This is a genomic window from Kitasatospora aureofaciens, assembly GCF_001188955.3.
Lineage (GTDB): Bacteria > Actinomycetota > Actinomycetes > Streptomycetales > Streptomycetaceae > Kitasatospora > Kitasatospora aureofaciens.
In genome coordinates, this window is sequence record NZ_JPRF03000021.1 from 515,576 (window position 1) to 537,544 (window position 21,969).

The window sequence follows — 21,969 nt, forward strand, 5'->3', positions numbered from 1 at the left end:
AGGAAGACCCCGTGAGCACTCTCCCCGACGTCCCGTCCGTGCTGTTCGTTTGCGTCCACAACGCCGGCCGCTCCCAGATGGCCGCCGCCTTCCTCACCCGCCTCGGCCCAGGCCGGGTCGAGGTCCGCTCCGCTGGCTCCGCCCCGGCCGAGACCGTGAACCCGGCCGTGGTCGAGGCCCTGGCCGAGGTCGGCATCGACATCTCCGCCGAGGTCCCGAAGGTGCTGACCGTCGAGGCCGTCCAGGCGTCCGACGTGGTGATCACCATGGGCTGCGGCGACGCTTGCCCGTACTTCCCCGGCAAGCGGTACCTGGACTGGAAGCTGGAGGACCCGGCCGGCCAGGGTGTCGAGGCCGTGCGCCCGATCCGGGACCAGATTGAGCAGCGCATCCGCGGCCTGCTCGCCGAGCTCGGCATCGAGGCCGCCGCGTGACCACCGTGACGGTCACCGGGATGCTCCCGCAGCACGCCGAGCAGGTGCTGGCGATCTACCAGGCCGGAATCGACGGCGGCGACGCCACCTTCGAGACCACCGCACCGACCTGGGAGGCCTTCAACGCCTCCCGCCTGCCCGAGCACCGCCTGGTCGCCCTTGACGGCGACCGGGTGCTGGGCTGGGCCGCCGTGGTGCCGGTCTCCGACCGGTGCGCGTACGCCGGCGTGGTCGAGCACTCCGTCTACGTCCACCCCGACGCCCAAGGCCAAGGCGTCGGCCTGGCTCTGCTGACCGCGCTGCTGGACTCCACCGACGCCGCCGGCATCTGGACCGTCCAGTCCGGCATCTTCCCCGAGAACACCGCCAGCCTCGCCCTGCACACCAAGGCCGGCTTCCGTATCGTCGGCACCCGCGAACGGCTCGGCCGCCACTTGGGCCGCTGGCGCGACGTCGTCCTTGTGGAGCGCCGCAGCCCAACTGTGGCCTGAGCCGGTAAGCAGGCCACCCTGCGGTCCTGGCCCGCGCCTACAGCTCGGTCCACCCGCACGCCCGGCCGTTGCTGCTGAGCGGGCGGGTGCGGACGGTCCGCGCTGCAGCAGGTCCTCGATCCGGGCGGCGCCGGCCGGGACGGCGGTGAGCATCTCGGCGGTGGCCGGGTTCTCCTCGGCGGCCAGGCGCAGGTCCGTCACCGCCGAGCGCACCCCGGAGGCCACGGTGCCGACCATGACCACCAGCAGCCGCGGGAAGGACCGCCAGCGCCGCTCCCACGCCCGACCCGACCCGTCCTCGCCGGCCTGCTCCCAGACCTGGGCGTAGGCCGCCAGCTGCGCCGCGGTCTCCTCGGCGCCGACCCCGGGGCGGTGGCGTTCGACGAACGCCCGCAGCCGGTGCCGCTCCTCGCCGGTGCCGGCGGTGTACGCGAGCTCGGCGGCGGGCCGGTACACGCCACCGCCGGCGGACAGCTCAGGGTGGGGGAGGAGGTCGAGTGGGCCGCAGGCCTCGCCGCGGGTGCGGGCGTCGGTGGCGAAGGCGGCGTGGATCCGGCCGACGTCGAGCAGGTGCTCGCGTCCGTGCCGCACGGCGAGCTGTTTGGTCTCCGGCACGGCTGCAGGGCGGCGGGCCTCGGGGAAGGTGGCCGCCACCGCCGCGCCCTGGGCGGTGAGGTGCCAGGCCTTCGCCCGGCCAGCCCGGGGCAGGGTCACGAAGTCCGCCAGGCCGTCGGCGTGCAGGCGGGTCAGCCGCTTCTGGGTCTGCTTGTCAGCACCTGCGATGCCACCACGCCAACTCCGGGTCTTCCATCGGCTCGTGATGCGTTCGCTCGAGGAGCGCCGCGTCCAGGCGCTCGACCTGCACCCGGAGTTCGCTGGCGGCCCTTGGCGGAAGCATGAACAGAGCATCTTGCAGCTTGTCCCGGGCCCAACCCTCCCCGCAGCAGAGGCAGGTGAACTCCGCCTCCCATTGCCTCCACCGGCGCCTCGTGCCGTGGACGCGCACGGACCACACGCTCAGCGCCACCGCAATGATGCCCGGAGACAATCGCTCCCGTTCGAGCACACGGACAGCGGCATTCGCCGCTCCCGACAGACCTGGGACATCGCGATGCCGCAGCCAGGGCCTATCCCCGCCGCGTTCCCGCGGCCGAAGTGAAGCTGGTGTTCTACGAGGCACGGCCCCTTCGGATGCAAGTCATGGACGGCATCCTCCCACAACCCAAGATCGGCCGGACAGACTCTAGCGGCTGGGGGGTCGGTTCGTGGTTCGGCATGGGGGTCGGGGGGGTCGGCTCGTGGTTCGGTTCGGCAGCCCGCCGTCCGTCCCGCTTGTTGCCTGTTTGTGCTGTTCATCGGGGGTGCCGGGCCGAACTCACCACCTCGACTTACCTCCCTGGGCCCCTGGCTGGTGGTGGTGGTTGTGGTGGGTGGGTTGGGGCGTTGGTCGGTGTGTCCGGTCGCTGCGCTGTGCCCCTTTTCTCTGCGTCCGGCTGGTGCCGGCCGCGTGTGGACCGCGATGCCCCAGCGGGTGATCGCCGACACCGGCCACGTGGTGACCCTGGCCTACTGGCCGGGGATCGAGAGCCTCGCCCCGACGACCTGGATCACCGCGACCCGCACCGGCGACGACACCACCCGCAAGCAGGGCCTTCAAGACCTGGCGGCCGGCACCTGGACCCTCGGCCGCTACCGGTGGACCGGCACCGAGCTGCTGAGCCACTTCCTGGCCGGCGAGTGGTTCTCCGTGCACTGCTTCCAGGACGCCACCACCCACGAGCCGCTGCGCTGGTACGTCAACTTCGAGAAGCCCTACCAGCGCCGTCCTGGCGGCATCGACACCCTCGACCTGTGCCTGGACCTCGTCGTCACCCCCGACCAGTCGGGGCACCACTGGAAGGACCGCGACGAGTACAGCCAACTGCGCCGCCTCGGCCTGATCGACGACTACCTCCACCACCAGGTCGAGCAAGCCCAAGGGCGGCCGATCGCCATGCTCGACAACCACACCGGACCGTTCGCCGCCGGCTGGCCCACCTGGGCACCGGATCCGTCCTGGCCGCTGCCGACCCTGCCCGACGACGCCGACGACCCGGCCGCCGGGCGGTGACCGCGCCGATCCCCGTGCGGGTGTGCGCGGTGCTGGTTCACGCCTGTGCGGCCCCGACTTGGAGGATCAGTGAACCGGTATCGGATGATCGAGATCGTCGAGCGCGTCATCGAGTCCTATGTCGAGGAGGTCGACTACGAGGACGTCGACACCAACGTTCTTGCGGAGAACGTCGTCCAGGCGCTGGAGCGGGCGGGGGTGGGCGCCACTGACGAGGGGCTGAGGGGACCCGGCGTAGGAGTACGGCCCTGGCCGGGGCTCGCTCCCGGAGTCTGCTCCCGGGCGCGGTCTCGTCCCGGGTGCGGACGAACTCCCCTGCCCCGGAATGGTCCTCTTGATCGAGGCCGGGAAGCACCGGCTCCATTCATTGAAAGGGTCCTCTCGTGTACGACCATGCACCGCACAGCTGCTTCCCGCTCTCCCGCCGGGGCGGCCTACATCGGGCGGTGGCGGTCGTGACCGCCGTGGCTGCCGTGGTCATGACGGTCGGGGCACTGGCACCGACCGCAGCGTTCGCGGGCGGCAGGCCGGACAGCGTCCAGGCCAGCCTGAACGCGCTGGTGGAGGACGACGGCCTGCCCGCCGCGCTGGCCACCGTCAAGGGCCGTGACGGCCACACCCGCAGCTACACCGCCGGCGTCGGCGACCTCGCCACCGGGGCCAAGGTCCCCGTGGACGGGCAGATCCGGATCGGCAGCAACACCAAGACCTTCACCGCCGTCGTCGTCCTCCAGCTCGTCGCCGAAGGAAAGATCGGCCTCGACGCGTCCGTCGACACCTACCTCCCCGGCCTGCTGCGCGGCGACGGCATCGACGGACGGAACATCACGGTCCGTCAACTGCTTCAGCACACCAGCGGCCTGCCCGAGTATGTTGACACGAGCTCGATACTCGCCAGTCCGAAGCGGTACTACGAGCCGCGTGAACTTCTCGACGCGGCCCTCTCTCAGAAGGCTCACTTCGCCCCGACCGCGCGCTGGGAGTACAGCAACACCAACTACCTGGTGGCGGGTCTGATCATCCAGAAGGTCACCGGGCGGCCGCTCGGTGAGGAGGTCAACCAGCGCATCGTCGACCGCATCGGCCTGCGCCACACCTACTTCCCCACCCCCGGGGACATGAGCATCCACGAGGCCCACCCCGAGGGTTACAACCGGGACGCCGACGGCTCGCTCCGCGACTACACCGAGCTGGATCCGTCCTGGGGCTGGGCGGCGGGCGGCGTCGTCTCCACCAACAGCGACCTCATCCGCTTTTACACGGCACTGCTCGGCGGTCGCCTCCTCCCGGCGGCGCAGCTCGCCGAGATGCGCACCACCGTCCCCGCCGAGCTCTTGGGCCCGGGGGTCCGCTACGGGCTGGGCCTGGTGAGCCGGCCACTGCCGTGCGGTGGCCTGTACTGGGGCCACGGCGGGGCCATTCCGGGCTATGAAACCGCCGGGGGCGCCACCGACGACGGCCGCGCCACCAGCATCGCGGTGACCATGCTCCCGAGCGGTACGGCCGGGCAGCACCTGGAGGCCGCGGTGGGCTCCGCCCTGTGCCGCTGACTCTCCCCGATCCGGCCTGAGCGCCCGCACCGGTACGACCAGCAGGTTCTGCGCACATCTGTGCGCAGAACCCGCGCGCCCTACTGATCCCCCCTGCAGCAGAGGAGTTCCTCCGTGAACGAGCACGTACAGCACAACCGGGCCCACCGACACCGCCGTGGCCGGCGCGGGTTGGCGGTCGCGGTGGCCTCCGTGGCCGCCGTGGCCGCCGGCGTCGTGGCGGCCACGGCGCTGGCACCGACCGCGGCGTTCGCGGGTGGTAGGCCGGACAGCGTCCAGTCGAGCTTGAACGCGCTGGTGAAGGACGACGGCCTGCCCGCCGCGCTGGCCACCGTCAAGGGCCGCGACGGCCACACCCGCAGCTACACCGCCGGCGTCGGCGACCTCGCCACCGGGGCCAAGGTCCCCGTGGACGGGCAGGTACGGATCGGCAGCAACACCAAGACCTTCACCGCCGTCGTCGTCCTCCAGCTCGTCGCCGAAGGAAAGATCGGCCTCGACGCGTCCGTCGACACCTACCTCCCCGGCCTGCTGCGCGGCGACGGCATCGACGGACGCAACATCACCGTCCGTCAACTGCTCCAGCACACCAGTGGCCTGCCCGACTACACGGACGCCCCCGCGCTCTCGGACTTCAGAACGATCCAGCACCGCTACTTCGAGCCCCGCGAGCTCCTCGACGGCGCCCTCGCCCAGAAGGCCCGCTTCGCCCCGGGCGCGCGCTGGGAGTACAGCAACACCAACTACATCGTCGCCGGACTCCTGATTCAGAAGGTCACCGGACGGCCCGTCGGTGAGGAGATCACCAAGCGCGTCATCGACCGCATCGGCCTGCGCCACACCTACTTCCCCACCCCGGGGGACATGACCATCCACGAGGCCCACCCCGAGGGTTACAACCAGGGCGCCGACGGCTCACTCCACGACTTCAGCGAGATGGACCCCTCGATGGCCTGGGCGGCGGGGGCGATCGTCTCCACCAACAGCGACCTCAACTCGTTCTTCACCGCGCTCCTCGGCGGCCGGCTCCTGCCCGCGGCGCAGCTCGCCGAGATGCGCACCACCGTCCCCGCCGAGCTCCTGGGCCCGGGGATCCGCTACGGGCTGGGCCTGCAGAGCAAGCCGCTCTCCTGCGGCGGCCTCCTCTGGGGCCACGGCGGGACCATTCCGGGCTACCGCTCCCGCGGCGGGGTCACCGACGACGGCCGCGCCGCCAGCATCACGGTCACCACCATCCCCGGCGACGCCGGGGCGCAGCACATGGCGGAGGCCCTGGACGCGGCCCTCTGCCACTGAACCACCTCCGGCGCGTTCGGGTTGCCGGACACCGGGCGGACGGCCCCGCAGCTTCCGTTATCGGGAGCCGCGGAGCCGTCCGCGAAGTACTCATGCTCGGTGAGCGTGACCAGTGTGTCGGCGGGCACCGTGACGGTGAAGACGAACTGCCGGGTCCTGCGCTCCCGCGTGTTGGTGAAGTCCAGGTGTCTGGCGTACTCGAGTTGCGCCGGATCGAGGACGATCCCGGTCTCCTCGGCCAGCTCCCGCACCGCGCCGAGCAGGGGGTCCTCGTCGGGGTCCAGTCCGCCGGCCGGGTAGTCCCGGATGCCCGGCAGGACGTCGTCCGGGAGCCGGTGCGTCACCAGCACCACGGCTTTGTCGTTGGCGACGGCAGGTGAGCAGGAGCGCGGCGGAGCGGGGTTCGATGCGCCAGGTGAGGGCGTAGGCGCGGGCGACGACCTGGGGCAGAGGTGACCGTCACCCCGGTGCCCGGCCTCGGCGACGAGGCCATCGACCTGGTGAACGCCCCGAAGGGCCCGTACGCGACCCAGGAGGTGCTGGCCGTCCGGATCGGCGACAAGGTCCTCTTCCTGGATGGCGACAACATCGTGGACCGGCTGCCGCACATCAAGGACCTCGCGGCCCCGATCGCCAAGCACATCAAGGAGGTTGCGCCCTGAGGCTCGTGGGGCTCAGTGCTCCTTGAGGCTGTCCGCGCCCTGGTAGCCGGCCGGCACGCCCTCGGCGGTGATCACGTCGGCGACCATGTGCCGGGTGCGCAGCGGCAGGATCTCCCGGTAGGCGGGCGAGTCGTACCAGGCGCGGGCCCGCTCGTAGTCGGGGAACTCGATCAGGATGAGACCGAGTGGACCCCAACTGGAGCTGCTGGCCGAACACGGACGTATGGGGCCGGTGTGGTGGCGCTACGGCCGCCCCGGTCGGCACTGCCTGCTCAACGCGCTGGAGAACCCGAACAACCTCGCCGCCTACAACCAGCGCCAGAAGGGCCGCCAGGACCACCGAGATTGGATGTGCGTCCTGGCCTGTATCGACTGCGGCAATGCAGCCACGTGATCATTCTGACGGCCCGGCACCGCCCGACATAGCAACTGGGCGACACGGCATGACGGGGCGAACGCGGCACCGGATTCGGTAGTACGACCAATGCTGGCCGAACGAAGTCCGGCACCCGTTCCCTGCTGCCGCAGTGCCATAACCTCTTGTCCGTGGCCAGGACATGGGCGGATTCGTGGGAAGCGGAATGGGCGGGCGAGGGGTGCGCCAAGTGTGCACAGGGTCGCCCGGACGAGGACGAGTGGGGCGTCCGCTGGTACGCCGATTCGTTCGCTGACGCCTACCTGCTGAAGCGGCCCGCGAGCCCGGGGTACAGCGTGGTGGTGTTCCGGGGGCGGCACGTGCCCGATCCCGCACTGTTCACCGATGCGGAGTTCACGGGCTACTGGTCCGCGGTTCGGACTGTCGGCGCTGCGATTCATCGCGTCTACGCGCCCGCGCAGATCAACTACCAGTGCATGAACAACTCCGTGGCCCACGTGCACACCCACGTCCTGCCGCGCTACCTGGACGACTCAGGACCGCGCACCATGCTCCCGGACCAGGCATTCGCTGGCGCCCACTCGCTCGCCCCGGCCGAGCTGCTGGCGCAGCTGGCCCGCCTGAAGGCAGCGCTGCGGTAGGTTCCCGCGAGCCTAGGACGGCCCCGCCACCCGCACCGGCGGCGAAGTGGATCCCGCCTTCCGGCCCGGCGCCTGGCTGCGCAAGCAGGACAAGGCCCGCACCGACGGCAAGCTGACCGACCAGCAAACCGCACTCCTGAACGCGCTCCCCCGGCACGCCGAGACCGTCACCGGCTGACCCGCCCCGCAAGATCCCGCCGTCCCGGCTCCGACATCTCGGAAAGCACGCGATGACCGACACCTGGGTGGCCCTGGTGGAAGGCCGGATCGTCCATCGCGCCAGCTCGGGCGGCCTGCCGGAGCCCGTCTTGCACGCCGAAGCGTGGCAGGCCGGCGCGACTGAAAACTGGAGCCAACCGCCTGCCCGATGTTTTCCCTCGCAGGCTCTTGTAACGTGGCCTCGTCTAGGGCGGCTCGGCATCCATGGAGCGGATCATTACTACCCACAATGCCTCGCAATCCCAGCCCGAGACCGTGACGCGGGCTGTTGGCAAGCGCACACTGGCTCTGACCGCTCTCGTGACGGCGGCCGTTCTCACCTATGCCTTGGATCTCGGCAGCAAGCTTGTGGCTGTCTCGCGGTTGGAAGGCCAAGAGCCCGTTGCCATAACGGGCCACGTGCTGACGCTGCAAGTGTTCCGGAACTCGGGTGCGGCTTTCAGCAGCGGGCAGGCCTTCACTGTTGTGTTCACGGCGATTGCGGTCGCGGTTGTCGTGGTCGTCGCGCGTGCCGCGCGTAGGCTTCAGAGCCTTCCCTGGGCTGTCGCTCTGGGCCTGCTACTTGGGGGCGCGCTCGGCAATCTGACTGACCGGACCTTCCGAGAGCCCGCGGTATTTCGCGGGCACGTCGTCGACTTCATCTCCGTCGAGCACTTCGCGGTGTTCAATCTCGCAGATTCGGGCATTGTCTGCGGCGGTGCCCTGATGGTCCTCATGACGATCCGGGGCACTTCTCTGGACGGCTCAGCCCCCCAGGATCGGCAGAGCCGGAGCATTCTTTTCCCGCGGTGAGATCCGCAGTCCTGTCCCGATGCAGCCGCCAACGGCTCTGTCCCCCATCCGCAGCGTGACCGGGCAAGCAGGCGAGGTGAGAGATACGGGTGGACGAAGGCCAGGCGCTCGGGTGCATCCGGGCCGGACCGAGGAGACCCAGACCAAGCGACCCTTGTTGTCGGTGAGCGCGGCAGGCCGTGGCGTTTGTGCTTACCGGAGTGTGCGCTGTGAGGCGCTTGTTGTTCGAGTGGAGGTGGGTCCAGCGGGCCGTCCTTTCGGCCTGGCGCCCGGTCAGCAGCGGGGCGGCCGCCGCGGGGGGATCCTGCCCCCGGCATCACACCCGCGAACGCGGCGGCACCCCGGCTCCCCTTCAGGGCCGGGGTGCCGCCCGGCGCCCTCAGTGGCCTCCTGGGCCGCTGGTGTGCTCGGGAGTGCGCCACGACCGGCGCTGTCCGTACGGGCCAGAGCCACCGTGCGCGGACTCACCAGTGGTCCCGCTTCCTCGACATGTCCCGCGTCTTCGGGGCAGCCGACGTTCATCCTTGAGGGCCTGCTCGGCGGGCATTGCGGCACCATGCCTGGGTCGGCAGGGCCGGACGAAGGGTCCCTGGCCGGTGGCAGGCGTCTGGTGCGTCACAGGAGACGTGCCAGGGCCGCCTCGGAGGGGCTACCGGCCGTCGCCTGGTACACGATGACCACCTGGTGCTCGGCGCCGCCGACGGTGAGGGCCTGCCTCCGCAGAGCGAGGCTGCCGACGACCGGGTGCGTGAAGCGCTTGAGCTCGTCCCGGGCGGGCCGCGTCTCGTGCCGCGTCCACAGACGACGGAACTCCTCGTCCGTCTCCAGTTCGCCGACCAGGCGGACCGTCCTGGGGTCGCGCGGGTCGGCTTCGGCGCGCAGGGCCGCTGCGGTCTGCGCCGCCACCTGCGCCCAGTCGTGGAAGAGCCGCCGGGACGCCGGGTCGAGGAACACCGCTCGGACCAGGTTGCTGCCGGCCTCGTACATCGGGGCGAGCGCGCGGGCCTGCTTGTTCGCCGCCAGCACGTCGAAGTACCGGTTCCGCACGTACGCGGGGAGGCCGGTCCACGCGTCGAGGAGCCGGTGCACGTCCGGCGAGACCTCGGTCCGTGACGGCGGCTCAGGGGCCGGACCGACGAGGGCGTACAGGTGGGCGGAGGCGTCGGCGTCCAGCTGCAGCGCCCGCGCGAGGGAGCGCAGCACCTGGGGAGACGGATGCCGGTCGACGCCCTGTTCGAGCCGGACCAGGTACGGCTCGCTGATTCCGGCGAGCCGGGCCAGTTCCTCCCGGCGCAGTCCCGCCACCCGGCGGCGTCCGCCGGCGGGCACCGCCACATCCGCCGGAGCGACCCGTGCGCGCCGGGCCTTGAGGAAGTCTCCCAGAAGATTGTCGGCCACCATGCCGTGAGGGTAACCCTGCGGGGGTGCTGGCTGCCGAGGTGCGAACGGCGCAGGCTCGACGTCATGAAGACCTGGTTCATCACCGGCGCGTCCCGCGGCTTCGGCCGCATCTGGGCCGAAGCCGCTCTCGACCGCGGCGACCGCGTCGCCGCTACCGCACGTGACCCCGAAACGCTGCGGCCCCTCCTGGACGCCCACGGGGACGCCGTCCTCCCCCTGAGACTCGACGTGACCGACCGCACCGGCGTCACTGCCGCGGTGCGGTCGGCCGCCGAGACCTTCGGCCGCCTGGACGTGGTCGTCAACAACGCGGGCTACGGCCTGTTCGGCATGGTCGAGGAGACCACCGAGGAACAGGCCCGCGCCCAGCTCGACACCAACCTGTTCGGCCCGTTGTGGGTGACGCAGGCGGCCCTGCCGTACCTGCGGGCCCAGGGCAGCGGTCACATCCTGCAGGTCTCCAGCCTCGGTGGCCTCGCCGCGTTCCCCACGCTCGGGCTGTACAACGCCTCGAAGTGGGCCCTGGAGGGGATGAGCGAGGCCCTGGCCCAGGAGGTCGCCCCCTTCGGGATCCACGTGACCCTGGTCGAACCCGGCCCCTACGGCACCGACTGGTCCGGGGCCTCCGCCGTGCACACCGAGCCGCTCCCCGCCTACGAACCCGTCCGCGCCGCGCGCCGGGCCGGTGCCTCCGCCCGTACGCCCCAGGACGCTCGGGACACGGCCGCCGTCGTCCTCGAACTCGTCGACACCGACGCACCTCCCCTGCGGCTCTTCCTCGGCACCTACCCCTATCCGGTGGTCGAGGCGGCCTATCGGAAGCGGCTCGACACGTGGAACGACTGGCGGCACCTCGCGTCCCGTGCATGACCGGTCCGGGCACGCCAACCGCGGTCGTGCCGTGCCGTCGTGGGCGCGGAGGAAGCCGGCATGGGACGGCGTCTGAGGCGACTGGCGAGTCGCCATCGCCTACCGCCACGCTCGACGGTGCCGCCCTGGAGGCGTTGACCGCAGAGGGGGCGGCGTTGCGTCGCCAGGTCGTCGACTTGGCCGAGCGGCTCGCCGTGGTTCGGTCGGAGCAGCCCCCGGGCGGGTTCGAGGAAGGCCACTGAGCCCTGCCCGCGTGGAGGCCCCGGCAGACTCCCGAACGGCGGTCAGTTGGTCTGCCCGCTGGCGGGCAGGGAACCTCCCCAGTAGCGGACAGTCGATCCCCCCGCCGACCCACCAGCGCAGCCGGGGCCGTCGCCGGGCCGCCGCGGAGAGGGGGAGCGGCCGTCACGCCGGGCGGCGGGAGGACCCCCGGCGGTGGAGTGGCCTTCGTGGTGGCCGCTCAGCTTGGCGCTGCCCGATCAGGCGTCTTGCGGCGGGAGGATGTCCTCCAGTGCCTTCGCGCAGTCCAGGGCGGCCCGGGCGGAGCGGGGATGCACGGTGTGCTCGTAGGCGAGGACGGCTTCCTCGATGCTCGTCTCGGCGACGAGGGCATGGGCCAGGTCGCTGCCGTCGAGCATGGCGAGGTTGGCGCCGAGGCCCACGGGCGGCATCAGGTGCGCGGCGTCGCCCAGCAGGGTGATGCCGGGCACGTGCTCCCAGGTGTGCGGGACGGGCAGGACGAACACGGGCCGGGCGGTGAAGCCGGACTCGCTGTGACGGACGAAGTCGAGCAGGCTCCCGTCCCAGCCGTCGAGCAGGTTCACCACGTGCGCGCGTACGGTCTCGACGTCGTCGAACGACACACCCGCCGCCGCCTGCCAGTCCTGCGGAGCACGGAAGGCGATGTAGACGCGGATGTGGCCTTCGCCGTTGCGCTGGGCCAGCAGGGCCCTGCCGTCGGCGGTCGCCAGCATGGTGCCCTTGCCGACGAGGGCGGCCAGCGCCGGGTGGCGGGTGTCGCAGTCGCTGAATCCGGTCTCGATGAAGGTGACGCCGCTGTAAGCGGGCGTGGCGTCGGACACGGACGGGCGGACGCGCGACCAGGCACCGTCGGCGCCGATCACCAGGTCGGCCTCCTCCGTGCTCCCGTCCTCGAACACCAGCCGCCAGGTGCCGTCTCCGATCGGACGGACGGCGGTCACCGCGCGGCCCCACCGGACGGTGCCCTCGGGAAGGGAGTCCAGGAGGAGGGAGCGCAGCCGGCCCCGGTCGATCTCGGGGCTGTCGTCATCGTGGCTCGGCGGCCCCGGGACGGGCAGGACGGCGGCGGTGGCCGGGTCGAGTATGCGCCACTCCTGGCTCTCCGGGCGGGCCAGAGCACGGAACCCGTCGAGCAGACCCGCCGCCCGCAACGCCACCTGCCCGGTGCCGGAATGGATGTCGAGGCTACCGCCCTGGGGGCGGGCGTCGGCGGAGTTCTCACGTTCGAAGACGGTGACCGACCGGCCGTGACGGTGCAGGACGCGGGCACAGGCGAGGCCGCCGAGGCCGGCGCCGACGACGGCGATGCGGGCGTTGGTGGTGGAGCGCATGGGACTGTCTCTCGGTAGGTCCAGGGGTGCCGGGGATCCGGCGCTCCGCCACGGAAACACAGATCGTCCGCGCGGGGCCAACGATTATCAGTCGCCCCACGGCGCTTGCCCCGCTGATCCTTTGACTCATGCCGTGGTGGACCCGTAGGACAGGAGGAGCCGTCGTGGCCCCGTCCGGAGTTGAGGAGTCGTCGTGCACACCGTCGCGGTCCTGGCGCTCGACCAGGTCATCCCGTTCGACCTCGCCACGCCCCTGGAGGTGTTCACCCGGGTCCGGCTGCCGGACGGGCGCCATCCCTACCGGGTGCGTGTGTGCGGACCCGGGGCCCGGATCCCCGCCGCGGGATTCGTGATCACCGCCCCCTGGGGTCTGGAAGGGCTGGCCGACGCCGACACCGTGATCGTTCCCGGGCGTGCGGAGGCCGCGCCCCCACCGGGTGAGGAGGTGCTGGAGGCGTTGCGCGCGGCGGCGGCCCGGGGCACCAGGATCGCCTCGATCTGCGCCGGTGCCTTCGACCTCGCCCTGACCGGACTGCTCGACGGACTGGCGGCGACCACCCACTGGGCTGCCGCCGCCGAGCTGGCCCGGCGCTTCCCCGCGGTCGAGGTGTGCCCCGACGTCCTCTACGTCGACAACGGGCAACTGCTCACTTCCGCGGGCGCCTCGGCAGGGCTCGACCTGTGCCTGCACATGGTCCGTCGCGACTTCGGCTCCGCGGTGGCCGCCGATGCGGCCCGGCTGGCCGTCACCCCGCTGGAACGCGAAGGGGGCCAGGCGCAGTTCATCGTCCATCCCCAGCCACCGGTTCCGCGGGGCTCCGCACTCGAACCGGTGCTCGCCTGGCTGGAGGAGCACCTCGACGAGGAGCTGACGCTCGACGTGATGGCCCGGCGCAGCGGCATGAGCGGGCGCACCTTCAGCCGACGGTTCCGGGAGCAGACCGGCACCACTCCGCTGCAGTGGCTGCTGCGGGCCCGGATCCGGCGGGCGCAGTTCCTCCTGGAGAACACCGACCACACCATCGAGCGCATAGCCGACCAGGCCGGGTTCGGTTCCCCGACCGCCTTCCGAGAGCGCTTCAAACGGGTCGCCGGCACGACCCCGTACGGCTACCGCGCCGCCTTCCGCAGCCGCGAGCGCAGCTGAGCGGGTTTCGCCGGCCGGAGGACGCCGGATCCGCGTCGACGCGGTGCCCGGACGCGGCCGGCGAGCCGTTCCGGGCAGCGGGGCGCGCTCCTGGCGAGATCCCGTTGGAATGTGTCATTCGAGCCCGTCTCCACTGCGCGCACGCGCTCATAGCATCGAGGCGAAGCCGGTGACCACCGGCTTCCCGCCCGATGAAAGGCGCTCACGTGCACGTCCAGATCGTGCTGTTCGACGGGTTCGACCCGCTCGACGCCATCGCACCGTTCGAAGTCCTCCACGCCGGCGCAACCGCCTCCGGCGGCGCGGTCAGCGTGGAACTGGTCAGTGCCGAGGGTCCGAGGGAGGTGGTCAGCGGCACCGGCGGACTGTCGCTGCGCGCCACCGGCCTGCTCGACCCCCGTCGTCCCGGTGTCGTCCTCGTGCCCGGCGCTTCCGGACGCCTCGGCGATCCCGACGACGGCGCGGACCTCGAGGACGACGGTGGGCAGGAGGACACCGTTGCGGTCCGGCTGGCTCGTGCGCTGGACACCGAGCTGCGGTCGCTGCTCGGGGCCGCCATGGAGGACACGCGGATCACCGTGGCGACGGTCTGTGGCGGCGCGCTCGTCCTGGCCATGGCGGGCCTCCTCCAGGACCGCCACGCGACCACCCACCACCTGGGTCTGGACCTCCTCGACGCGACCGGCGTCCACGCCGTTCGCGCACGCGTCGTCGACGACGGCGACCTGGTCACCGCCGCCGGGGTCACCTCCGGACTCGACCTCGGCCTGTACCTGCTGGAACGCGAGGTGGGCCCGCGGATCGCCCATGCCGTCGAGGAGTTGTTCGCCCACGAGCGCCGCGGCACCACCTGGCGCCCCGGCGGTCTCGCGCCCGCCGCCTTCTGAACGCTCCGCACCACCCCGCACGTCACGAGTGAGGAAACGCCACTTCATGCCCACCCACATCCAAGGTGTCTGGGATCTCACCATCGTCACGCCCATCGGTCGGGTCCGGCCCGTCGTCGAACTGGGTCTCCAGGACGGAAAGTTGGTCGGCACCGCCCGCGGCGCGGGCGAGAACCTGCCGCTCCGGGACATCGTCCTCGACGGTGACCGGCTGACCTGGAAGCAGTCCGTCACCCGGCCCGTGCGACTCGATCTGACCTTCACCGTCACCGTCGAGGGTGACACGCTCACCGGTACCTCCAAGGCCGGTCGCCTGCCGGCCTCGAAAGTCACCGGCCGACGCCGCCGCAGCGACGAAGCCGAGCCGGCGTGACGGCCGCACCACGCGCCAGGTCGGCGGCCACCGCCACTGCTGTGGCAGGCGCCCCAACCCTGGTGTTCCTGGCCGCCAACGGGACGGGCGGCCCACGCGCCGCTTCGGTGGCCGCGACGGTGACCGCCGTGCTCGTCCTCGGGTGGCGGCTGCGCGCCCGGCAGCATGTCCCGCACGCGGTCCTCGGCGCGCTGCTGGCCACCGGGTGCGCGGCCGTGGCCGCCTGGACGGGTCAGGCACGGGGGTTCTTCCTGCTCCCGATGGCCGTCCCGGCCGCGGCGACGGCGGCATGCCTGCTGTCCCTCGCGGCCGACCGCCCCCTGGCCGGTCTGGTCGCGAACAGGGTGGTGGGCGGCCCGCCCGGGTGGCGCTCGAACCGCGTGCTGCACCGCTTCTACACGGTGTCGACCGTGGTGATCGCGCTGGTGAGCTTCGCGAGCCTGGCCGCGCAGGTGGCGCTGTACCGCTGGAGCGACGTCACCTGGCTGGGACTCCTGCACGTCCTCATGGGACCGCTATGGGCCGCCATCACGGCACTGTCCCTCCTGCTCGCCCGCAGAACGGTCACCCGTGAGCGGAACGCCGCCGACGCTGACGGCCGCACTCGCTGAACCGGTGGCCGACTGGATCGCGCCCGCACGGCGGCCTTCGCGCGGCGCGGCCCCGGGCAGGACCGGCTCCGCGCAGCGCGCCGGTCAGCCGCCGTGCCTCGGCCTCGTCGACCGGGACGGCCGACTCCTGGTGCCGCCGCTCGCCCACACCCTTCCCCTGCCCGCCAGCGGCTGCCCGAACCCGGCGCCGGCCTGTGTCATGCCCTGTGAGGGTTGTAGGGGTTGTGTTATTGACCGGCCATTTCCCCAGGTGGGAGCGATTCACAGGCGGGCTGTGTTACCTGTAGGGCACTGTCTGGCCGGCGGTCACGGCGGCGTCCATCGTGGCGACCAGCGCGATCCGCTCGCCCATCACCAGGTCGGGGAGCGCCTGGGCGTACGGGCTGCCGGTGACGACACCGGCGGCCAGGTCGTACGCCAACTCCTCGGCCAGCTGACCGTCGCCGCCCGGGACGACCTCCCGGCCGGCGGCCCGCTCGATCGCGTCGGCGGCCCGCTCCAGCACCGCGCAGTGCCTGCCCTCCGCCTGCCGGGCCGCGAGAGAGCGCACCCACCCGGCCACCACGCGGCCCACCTCGCCCGCCTCGGCGAGCACCTCGTTCACCGCGCGCTGCCGCTCCCGCTGCGCCTGCTCCCCGTCCTCGGCAAGCGGCTCCGCTGCCAGCAGGACGCTCATGTTCCTTATGACCGGTGAACTTCACCACCTTCATCAAGGTCACGCGCACCGGGTGAGTTTCGCCCCGTCAAGGTGCCACTTTCGCCTCGTCAAGGTGTCTGGCCCCTCGGCTGCCGGTGAGTTTCGCCGTGGCCTCTTGTGAGTTCCGTCCCGGAGAAACTCCCCACCGCACCCATGAGGGCCGGGCCTGTCAATTGGCAGGCTGGTTCATCCGGGAAGGTGTGATGGCTTCCCGGGGCGATCTTCTGGGGCTTCCCGACAGCTGTTCGGCCAGGTCGCCGGGTGGGAGAGGTCCAGTTGGAGCGCCCGGAGCCCGCGAGGAACGAGCGGGCGAGGACGAACGAGCTGGACGCCGACGAGCGGCGACCGATGATGGTCCGCCGGGCTGTTCCGAAAGTCGTTGTGGCGACAGCAGGTTGGTGTCCCCTGGGACGTGTGGTCGGTGCGTGGTGTCACATGCACCCATCCGGCGTCCGGTCTCGGCCGGCGCCGGACGCGGTGGCGGCCGCCGTGCGCGCGGTGAGGACGGCGGCCGCGTGACCGTCCATGAACTGGACACCCATCGGCGAGACTGGCTCCGACCTCGCCGTCGACGACCAGACCGTCTACCGGCTCTCCACCGATCACCAAACCATCACCCGATGGACCGGCCACGGCACCGAAAGGACCACCATCGACACCCCCGCCACCGCCCTCACAGCAACCGGATGACCCCCACCAGGCTGAATGCCGCACGTCGCAAATACGTCCTGCTATCAGCCCGTCGAGCGGGCCCGTCACTGGCGCGCAAGAGCGCAGGCCAGAGCGTCTGTCAGGACTCCTGGTACCCGACCGACAACGGCTCCTGCTACCGCTCCCGGCCTGGCGCGATGCCCTCGCAGCCGAGGGCATCGCGCACAATTTTCTATGGGTCGTTGCAACACGTGAATGCGCTCTCCACGACGGCATCACGCTCTCCGCTCGATCGGCTTCTCCCTTGAGTTGTCAAGGTTCTCGACCACCTGATCGGTGCCGTCGTTCCAACCCTGTCAGCCCGATCGCCGCGCCGATAGCGCCGCCACCGACTCCGCGACGCGCGCCGCGCCGTCCTCGCGAGCCATCGCGCGGGCCGCCGCCTCCGCCCGCTCCCGGTACGACCGGTCCTCGACGGCCTGTCGGATGGCCTCGCCCAGCCGGGCTGCGGTCAGGTCGGCGAACGGTATCGGGCCGGTGGCCGCGCCGAGTCGGGTGAGGCGGCCGGCCCAGAACGGCTGATCGGCCGTCACCGGGACGGGCACGCTCGGAACCCCGGCGCGCAGGACGGCGGCCGACGTACCGGCGCCGGCGTGGTGGACCACCGCCGCCATGTGCGGGAACAGGTGGGAGTGTGGTAGTTCGCCAACGGACAGCACGCCGTCGCCGTCCACCGCGATGCCGGCCCAACCGGACTGCACGATCCCCCGCACTCCCGCGCGCCGCAGCGCCTCCACCGCGAGGGCGCCCAGGCGCTCGCCCTGGCCGCCCGCCATACTGCCGAAGCCGATGAACACCGGCGGCGGCCCGGCCCGCAGGAAGTCCTCGACCTCGGCCGGAAGCCGGTAGTCGCCCGCGACGTGCGGCCACCAGTTGCCGACCACCGTCAGCCCCTCGCGCCAATCGGCCGGACGCGGCACGAGCGTGGGGCTGAACCCGTGCAGGACCGGCCAGTTCGCCCGTTCCCCAGCCCGCCGCCGCGCGGTCTGGGAGCGGCCGGGCAGCCCCAGCCGGGCTCGCAGTCGTCGCGCGGACCGCGCGTGCAAGCGGTCCACCACGCGCTGACCGAGCGCGCCCGCCGCCCGGTTGCCCCAGTACCCGAGCGAGCGGCTCGGGCCGACGACCGGCGGGAACTCCCCGGTCGGCAGCGTGGGTTGCAGGTAGACCCCGAGGCTCGGCACCTCCATCGCCTCCGCCAGGTGCCACCCGAGCGGCGCCGTCGTCGTGGCGAGCAGCAGCAGGTCGGCTCCAGGTGCGGCCGCGTCGGCCAGCCCGTCGCCGAGCCGGTCGATGAACGCCGCCGCCCGCGCCAGCAGAGCCGGGCGCCCCTCCGTCACCTCCCTCACCCCCGACGGCGTCCCGCGCGGGTCCACCGGCAACGGCCGGAACCCCAGGCCGCTGCCGCTCACCAGCTCACGGAAGGTCTCCGGCGCGGCGAGCGCGACCTCGTGCCCCTCGTTCCGGAGCCGGACGCCGAGCCCGGTGTACGGCGCCACGTCACCGTACGAACCGGCGGTCATCACCAGGATCCTCATCGTGCCGCCTCCGATCCGGTCGCCGCCCGCTGCTCGGCGTTGGCACCGATGGCGGCACGGAGGTATCCGGCCAGGCCCGGGCGCTGCTCGGCCGGTGGCACCACGAGGGCGAAGGCGCGGGCGTCCGCCTCGTAGTCGTCGGCGATCCGGCAGTGCGTCTCGGGAGGGCAGGGCGTGAACCAGCGGGTGATGTGCTGCCGGTGCTCCTCGGCGAGGTCCAGCGCCTCCTCACCGTCGGCGGGCAGGCCCTGGTCGAAGGCGGCGAGCAACCGCCCGCGCCAGTCGGCGGCCTCGGCCATCAGGCGCCGCCAGTCCTCCTTCGTGTGGTTGGCGGCGCGGGCCAGGGCTTCCTGGTGGCCCTGCTGGTTCCCCCACTTGAGGTGGGCGTCGGCGGCGTAGCTGAGGTCGAAGACGACGTCGCCGAAGACCTCGAACCGTTCCTCGGGGGTGAGTTCGATCCCGGTGCGCTGGACCTCGATCGCCCGCTCGGCGACGTCCACCAGCTTCTGCAGCCGTGCGATCTGCTCGGTGAGCGCGTCGCGCCTGGCGAGCAGGTGGTCGAGCGCGTTGGCGAGTGGATCGGCCAGGATGGTGGCGATCTCCTCGAGCGGGAAGCCGAGTTCCCGGTAGAAGAGGATCTGCTGGAGCCTGGCGAGGTCCGCCGCGTTGTAGAGCCGGTAGCCGGCCGGACTGCGTTCACTGGGCGACAGCAGCCCGGACCGGTCGTAGTGGTGCAGGGTCCGCACCGTGACTCCGGCGAATCCGGAGACCTGTCCGACCGACCAGCTCATGGTTCCCTCCCGACGATCCGTGACGTCCGTACATCCGTGCGCGCCCGCGCATCCGCGTTGTCCGCCAATGTGCCGTGCGCGTGCGTGTTCCGCCGTGCCCCACCGTGCGGCCTGACGTGGGGGGAGGGTCAACACTCGCAGCCTGCCGACCTGCGCCGGGCTGTCGGTCGACGGTGACGGCACGGTGCGCCGCTGCCACTTCGTCCGGGACATCCTGGCCGACCTCGGCGCCGACACCGACGGCGCAGACCGCGAGGGCGCGGAGCAGCTGCCCGCGTCGTGTTCGATGGACGACGAGACGATCTGTGGCGGGCCGGAACCGTCGGAACCCCCGCCCCGGGCGGCTGGCGGCATCTGCGCAGATCAGCGGGCCAACCAAGGTCCCCGGTAATTCCGACAAGGCGGCTGATGCCTATCCGCCTCCCGTAGGGCCGGTCCGCCGCCACGCCGCGCGCTGCGCCGTGCGACAGGCCGTTGGGCTGTTCGGCTGGGGGTCCGGTTCGTGGTTCGGCATGGGCCCTAGCGTGTCACGCCGTCAGCGCGGGTTTCCGGCCCCGGCCGCGAACAGCCGGTCCAGGTACTGGTCCACGGCGGCGAGCACGGCGGCCGGCTCGACCACGTTCAGCTCCAGCAGCGTGGTGAACCCGGTGAGCGCGAGCAGCAGATCCGTCTCCACCACCGGATCGCGGTCAGCCGCGATCATTCCGTCCGCGATCGCCTGCCGGACCACCTGCTCCACCGCGGCCCGCCCATGCAGCAGACTGCCCCGCGCCCGCGCGTGCACCCCCTCGTCGTGCAGCGCCTCGAGCACGTACGCGGCGCTCATCCGGCTGGTCGCCCGCGCGTCGGCGTGCAGGGGCAGCAGCTCGACCAGCATCGCCCGCAGCACCGCGCGCGGGTGCGGCCGCTCGCCCAGTCCCGCCAGCGCCCGGCCGACCCGCAGCGAGCTCTGCTCCCCGGCGAGGTCCATCGCGAAGGCCAGCAGCTCCGCCCGGGAGCCGAAGTAGTGCTGCAACTGCCCGAGCGAGATGCCCGCCTCCTGTGCGACATCACGCAGCGTCAGGTGCGTGGCACCACGCTGCTCCACCACCCGCCACAGCGCGCGCGCGATGGTCTCGCGGCGCTCCTGATGGTCCACCTGCTTGGGCATGGGCTACCGCTCCTCCGATTCGCCAGCTTTCCAATACGCTTGACATAATACATCTGACCTATAAACCTGAGGGCATTCCGAGGGAGGAGAGTCCACATGCTCACACAGCCCGCCGTCCACACCACTGGGGGATCCGTCCGCGGCCTCCTGGACCGGGGACTCGCGGTCTTCCGTGGCATCCCCTATGCCCAGCCGCCGGTCGGACAGCTCCGCTTCGCCGCGCCCCTCCAGCCCGAACCCTGGGACGGCGTCCGCGACGCGTTCGAGTTCGGCCCCGTCGTCCCACAGTCCGGCCCGCTTCCCGCCGAGCCGACCCGGGGCACCGACTGGCTCACGCTCAACGTCTGCACCCCGGATCCGGGTGCGGCCGGGCTGCCGGTGCTGGTCTGGATCCACGGAGGAGGGTTCATCTCGGGCACCTCGGGCGACCCGCTCTACGATCCGGTCGGGCTGGCCCGCGCGGGACTGGTCGTGGTGAGCGTCAACTACCGGGTGGGAGCTGAGGGTTTCGCGCTGTTGGAGGGCGCCCCGGCCAACCGTGCCTTTCTCGACCAGGTCGCGGCCCTTGAGTGGGTGCAGCGCAACATCGCCGGATTCGGCGGCGATCCCGGCCGGGTGACCATAGCCGGCCAGTCGGCCGGTGCCGCGTCGGTCGCCGCGCTGTTGACCATGCGCCGGGCGCGCGGGCTGTTCCGTCGGGCCGTCGCCCACAGCGTCGGGGGCAACCTCAGCACGCCCGCCCTGGCCGCAGAGGTCACCGCCGCCCTGGCGAAGCGCCTCGGCATGGCCTCCACGGCCGCCGCCCTGGCCGAGGGGGACCCCTGGCGCCTGGCCGCGGCGGTCACCGATCTCGGTACCGCGCTGCCGGAGCATCTAGGGCGCTGGGGCCGGCTGGCGCAGACCGGTGTCGCCACCGTCCCCGTGGTCGACGGCGAGGTCCTCTCCGAGGAGCCCTGGGCCGCCCTGGCCGCCGGACGGATCCCCGGGACCGACCTGCTCGTCGGCCACGCCCGCGACGAGTTCCGGCTGTTCAGCGTGCTCGCCGGCCGACACGGCACCTTCACCGACGACGAGGCCCGCACCGCCCTGGAGCTCCTCGCCCCGCACCCGGACGGCCCGGACGCCTACCGCGCCGCCCACCCTGGGGCCACCGCCGAGGACCTGCTCGAAGCCGTCACCTCCGACGCCCTCTTCCGGATGCCCTCGCTCCACCTGGCCGAAGGCAACGCGGCGGCCGGCGGCACCTCGTACGTCTTCGAGCTGACCTACCCGGCCCCCGCCATGGGCGGAGTGCTCGGCGCCTGTCACGCGCTGGACATCCCACTGGCCTTCGGCACCCTGGACACCCCGATGGGCCGGCACTTCCTCGGCGACCCGCCCGGCCCGGAGGCCGTCGAGGTCTCCTGCGAACTGCAGCAGGCCTGGATCCGGTTCGTCTCCACCGGCGACCCCGGCTGGCCCGCCTACGAGCCGACGAGGCAGCTCACCCGGATGTTCGATAGCCGCTCGGAGACCGTCCGGTACCCCGAGCAGTCCTCCCGCGACATCTGGGCGGGGCACACTCCCACCGCCTACGACCTCGGCTAAGGACAGCGGCCGCGGCTGATCGCACGGGAGCGGCCCGGCCGGTCGC

The 21,969-nt window shown here is 72.1% G+C and carries 25 protein-coding genes and 1 pseudogene; 18 read left to right on the plus strand and 8 right to left on the minus strand.

What is annotated here, in order from left to right; all coding sequences use genetic code 11:
• Positions 1-11: 11 nt before the first annotated feature.
• From HS99_RS14970 to HS99_RS15000, 6 genes are all read left to right on the plus strand, one after another.
• Complete coding sequence (locus HS99_RS14970) at positions 12-434, plus strand: arsenate reductase ArsC (protein ID WP_030556508.1); 423 nt, start codon at positions 12-14, stop codon at positions 432-434.
• Between the two features lie 20 nt (positions 435-454).
• On the plus strand, positions 455-925 hold the full coding sequence (locus HS99_RS14975; RefSeq protein ID WP_030556505.1) for a GNAT family N-acetyltransferase: 471 nt from the start codon (positions 455-457) through the stop codon (positions 923-925).
• A gap of 145 nt (positions 926-1,070) precedes the next feature.
• The gene (locus HS99_RS14980) at positions 1,071-1,253 is read left to right on the plus strand and encodes a hypothetical protein (RefSeq protein WP_030556503.1); all 183 of its coding nucleotides are present in this window, start codon (positions 1,071-1,073) and stop codon (positions 1,251-1,253) included.
• Positions 1,254-2,432: 1,179 nt separating this feature from the next.
• Positions 2,433-3,035, plus strand: a complete 603-nt coding sequence (locus tag HS99_RS14990; RefSeq protein WP_050366214.1) for a ribonuclease FAU-1 family protein — start codon at positions 2,433-2,435, stop codon at positions 3,033-3,035.
• A 479-nt stretch (positions 3,036-3,514) separates the two neighbouring features.
• Positions 3,515-4,585 carry a serine hydrolase domain-containing protein gene (locus HS99_RS14995; protein WP_078938561.1) on the plus strand — a complete coding sequence of 357 codons (1,071 nt, stop codon included), beginning with the start codon at positions 3,515-3,517 and terminating at the stop codon, positions 4,583-4,585.
• Positions 4,586-4,699: 114 nt separating this feature from the next.
• Complete coding sequence (locus HS99_RS15000) at positions 4,700-5,881, plus strand: serine hydrolase domain-containing protein (protein WP_370863253.1); 1,182 nt, start codon at positions 4,700-4,702, stop codon at positions 5,879-5,881.
• A gap of 125 nt (positions 5,882-6,006) precedes the next feature.
• Here the strand turns inward: HS99_RS15000 and HS99_RS47800 are convergent.
• A pseudogene (locus HS99_RS47800) lies at positions 6,007-6,414 on the minus strand (NUDIX hydrolase); the annotation flags it as partial.
• On the opposite strand from HS99_RS47800, the gene HS99_RS43325 reads away from it, so the two are divergent.
• Positions 6,334-6,543, plus strand: coding sequence for a hypothetical protein (locus tag HS99_RS43325; RefSeq protein ID WP_046385670.1), 210 nt, complete (start codon positions 6,334-6,336; stop codon positions 6,541-6,543). The pseudogene HS99_RS47800 and the gene HS99_RS43325 overlap by 81 nt on opposite strands.
• Before the next feature lie 12 nt (positions 6,544-6,555).
• Here the strand turns inward: HS99_RS43325 and HS99_RS41220 are convergent, their stop codons facing one another.
• Complete coding sequence (locus tag HS99_RS41220) at positions 6,556-6,768, minus strand: DUF1330 domain-containing protein (protein WP_078938562.1); 213 nt, start codon at positions 6,766-6,768, stop codon at positions 6,556-6,558.
• On the opposite strand from HS99_RS41220, the gene HS99_RS44075 reads away from it, so the two are divergent.
• From HS99_RS44075 to lspA, 4 genes are all read left to right on the plus strand, one after another.
• Positions 6,719-6,937 carry a hypothetical protein gene (locus HS99_RS44075; protein ID WP_141763729.1) on the plus strand — a complete coding sequence of 73 codons (219 nt, stop codon included), beginning with the start codon at positions 6,719-6,721 and terminating at the stop codon, positions 6,935-6,937. The genes HS99_RS41220 and HS99_RS44075 overlap by 50 nt on opposite strands.
• A 152-nt stretch (positions 6,938-7,089) precedes the next feature.
• Positions 7,090-7,560 (plus strand): HIT family protein, encoded by a 471-nt coding sequence (locus HS99_RS15015; protein WP_030556493.1) that lies wholly within the window; start codon positions 7,090-7,092, stop codon positions 7,558-7,560.
• Positions 7,561-7,606: 46 nt separating this feature from the next.
• The gene (locus tag HS99_RS46660; protein ID WP_232543270.1) at positions 7,607-7,738 is read left to right on the plus strand and encodes a helicase associated domain-containing protein; all 132 of its coding nucleotides are present in this window, start codon (positions 7,607-7,609) and stop codon (positions 7,736-7,738) included.
• A gap of 245 nt (positions 7,739-7,983) precedes the next feature.
• A complete protein-coding gene (lspA, locus tag HS99_RS15020; protein ID WP_030556492.1) occupies positions 7,984-8,571 on the plus strand; it encodes a signal peptidase II in 588 nt (195 codons plus the stop codon).
• 615 nt (positions 8,572-9,186) lie between these two features.
• Here the strand turns inward: lspA and HS99_RS15025 are convergent.
• Entirely contained in the window at positions 9,187-9,972 is a 786-nt protein-coding gene (locus HS99_RS15025) for a helix-turn-helix domain-containing protein (RefSeq protein ID WP_030556490.1), read from the minus strand.
• Between the two features lie 63 nt (positions 9,973-10,035).
• Between HS99_RS15025 and HS99_RS15030 the strand changes: the two genes are divergently transcribed.
• Entirely contained in the window at positions 10,036-10,842 is an 807-nt protein-coding gene (locus tag HS99_RS15030; RefSeq protein WP_030556488.1) for an SDR family oxidoreductase, read from the plus strand.
• Between the two features lie 479 nt (positions 10,843-11,321).
• Here HS99_RS15030 and HS99_RS15035 read toward each other — a convergent pair whose 3' ends face one another.
• Positions 11,322-12,434: an FAD-dependent oxidoreductase gene (locus tag HS99_RS15035; RefSeq protein WP_030556485.1), complete on the minus strand. Its 1,113-nt coding sequence runs from the start codon at positions 12,432-12,434 to the stop codon at positions 11,322-11,324.
• A 193-nt stretch (positions 12,435-12,627) separates the two neighbouring features.
• On the opposite strand from HS99_RS15035, the gene HS99_RS15040 reads away from it, so the two are divergent.
• From HS99_RS15040 to HS99_RS15055, 4 genes are all read left to right on the plus strand, one after another.
• Complete coding sequence (locus tag HS99_RS15040) at positions 12,628-13,581, plus strand: GlxA family transcriptional regulator (RefSeq protein ID WP_030556483.1); 954 nt, start codon at positions 12,628-12,630, stop codon at positions 13,579-13,581.
• Between the two features lie 206 nt (positions 13,582-13,787).
• Entirely contained in the window at positions 13,788-14,468 is a 681-nt protein-coding gene (locus tag HS99_RS15045) for a DJ-1/PfpI family protein (RefSeq protein ID WP_030556481.1), read from the plus strand.
• Positions 14,469-14,514: 46 nt separating this feature from the next.
• Positions 14,515-14,841, plus strand: a complete 327-nt coding sequence (locus HS99_RS15050) for a hypothetical protein (RefSeq protein WP_030556478.1) — start codon at positions 14,515-14,517, stop codon at positions 14,839-14,841.
• Positions 14,842-14,882: 41 nt separating this feature from the next.
• Positions 14,883-15,452, plus strand: a complete 570-nt coding sequence (locus tag HS99_RS15055; RefSeq protein WP_232543269.1) for a DUF3159 domain-containing protein — start codon at positions 14,883-14,885, stop codon at positions 15,450-15,452.
• A gap of 277 nt (positions 15,453-15,729) precedes the next feature.
• Here HS99_RS15055 and HS99_RS15060 read toward each other — a convergent pair whose 3' ends face one another.
• A complete protein-coding gene (locus HS99_RS15060) occupies positions 15,730-16,128 on the minus strand; it encodes a hypothetical protein (RefSeq protein WP_046385672.1) in 399 nt (132 codons plus the stop codon).
• A 546-nt stretch (positions 16,129-16,674) separates the two neighbouring features.
• Between HS99_RS15060 and HS99_RS44890 the strand changes: the two genes are divergently transcribed.
• Positions 16,675-16,839, plus strand: a complete 165-nt coding sequence (locus HS99_RS44890) for a hypothetical protein (protein WP_157881776.1) — start codon at positions 16,675-16,677, stop codon at positions 16,837-16,839.
• Between the two features lie 317 nt (positions 16,840-17,156).
• On the opposite strand, the gene HS99_RS15065 is transcribed toward HS99_RS44890, so the two are convergent.
• The 3 genes from HS99_RS15065 to HS99_RS15080 form a co-directional block, all read right to left on the minus strand.
• Positions 17,157-18,395, minus strand: coding sequence for a glycosyltransferase (locus HS99_RS15065; RefSeq protein WP_030556472.1), 1,239 nt, complete (start codon positions 18,393-18,395; stop codon positions 17,157-17,159).
• Entirely contained in the window at positions 18,392-19,186 is a 795-nt protein-coding gene (locus tag HS99_RS15070) for a MerR family transcriptional regulator (protein WP_030556469.1), read from the minus strand. The genes HS99_RS15065 and HS99_RS15070 overlap by 4 nt, the downstream gene beginning before the upstream one ends.
• A 535-nt stretch (positions 19,187-19,721) precedes the next feature.
• The gene (locus tag HS99_RS15080) at positions 19,722-20,336 is read right to left on the minus strand and encodes a TetR/AcrR family transcriptional regulator (RefSeq protein WP_030556461.1); all 615 of its coding nucleotides are present in this window, start codon (positions 20,334-20,336) and stop codon (positions 19,722-19,724) included.
• Positions 20,337-20,432: 96 nt separating this feature from the next.
• Between HS99_RS15080 and HS99_RS15085 the strand changes: the two genes are divergently transcribed.
• Positions 20,433-21,923, plus strand: a complete 1,491-nt coding sequence (locus HS99_RS15085) for a carboxylesterase/lipase family protein (RefSeq protein ID WP_030556459.1) — start codon at positions 20,433-20,435, stop codon at positions 21,921-21,923.
• Positions 21,924-21,969 lie beyond the last annotated feature (46 nt).

Bases quoted from the DNA above. Each gene is read 5' to 3' on its own strand.
- HS99_RS15080 (WP_030556461.1), bottom strand. From the start codon at position 20,336: ATGCCCAAGCAGGTGGACCATCAGGAGCGCCGCGAGACCATCGCGCGC.
- HS99_RS15065 (WP_030556472.1), bottom strand. From the start codon at position 18,395: ATGAGGATCCTGGTGATGACCGCCGGTTCGTACGGTGACGTGGCGCCG.
- HS99_RS15050 (WP_030556478.1), top strand. From the start codon at position 14,515: ATGCCCACCCACATCCAAGGTGTCTGGGATCTCACCATCGTCACGCCC.
- HS99_RS44075 (WP_141763729.1), top strand. From the start codon at position 6,719: ATGAGACCGAGTGGACCCCAACTGGAGCTGCTGGCCGAACACGGACGT.
- lspA (WP_030556492.1), top strand. From the start codon at position 7,984: ATGGAGCGGATCATTACTACCCACAATGCCTCGCAATCCCAGCCCGAG.
- HS99_RS44890 (WP_157881776.1), top strand. From the start codon at position 16,675: ATGAACTGGACACCCATCGGCGAGACTGGCTCCGACCTCGCCGTCGAC.
- HS99_RS15025 (WP_030556490.1), bottom strand. From the start codon at position 9,972: ATGGTGGCCGACAATCTTCTGGGAGACTTCCTCAAGGCCCGGCGCGCA.
- HS99_RS15035 (WP_030556485.1), bottom strand. From the start codon at position 12,434: ATGCGCTCCACCACCAACGCCCGCATCGCCGTCGTCGGCGCCGGCCTC.
- HS99_RS14975 (WP_030556505.1), top strand. From the start codon at position 455: ATGCTCCCGCAGCACGCCGAGCAGGTGCTGGCGATCTACCAGGCCGGA.
- HS99_RS15085 (WP_030556459.1), top strand. From the start codon at position 20,433: ATGCTCACACAGCCCGCCGTCCACACCACTGGGGGATCCGTCCGCGGC.
- HS99_RS15060 (WP_046385672.1), bottom strand. From the start codon at position 16,128: ATGAGCGTCCTGCTGGCAGCGGAGCCGCTTGCCGAGGACGGGGAGCAG.
- HS99_RS14995 (WP_078938561.1), top strand. From the start codon at position 3,515: ATGACGGTCGGGGCACTGGCACCGACCGCAGCGTTCGCGGGCGGCAGG.
- HS99_RS15070 (WP_030556469.1), bottom strand. From the start codon at position 19,186: ATGAGCTGGTCGGTCGGACAGGTCTCCGGATTCGCCGGAGTCACGGTG.
- HS99_RS15030 (WP_030556488.1), top strand. From the start codon at position 10,036: ATGAAGACCTGGTTCATCACCGGCGCGTCCCGCGGCTTCGGCCGCATC.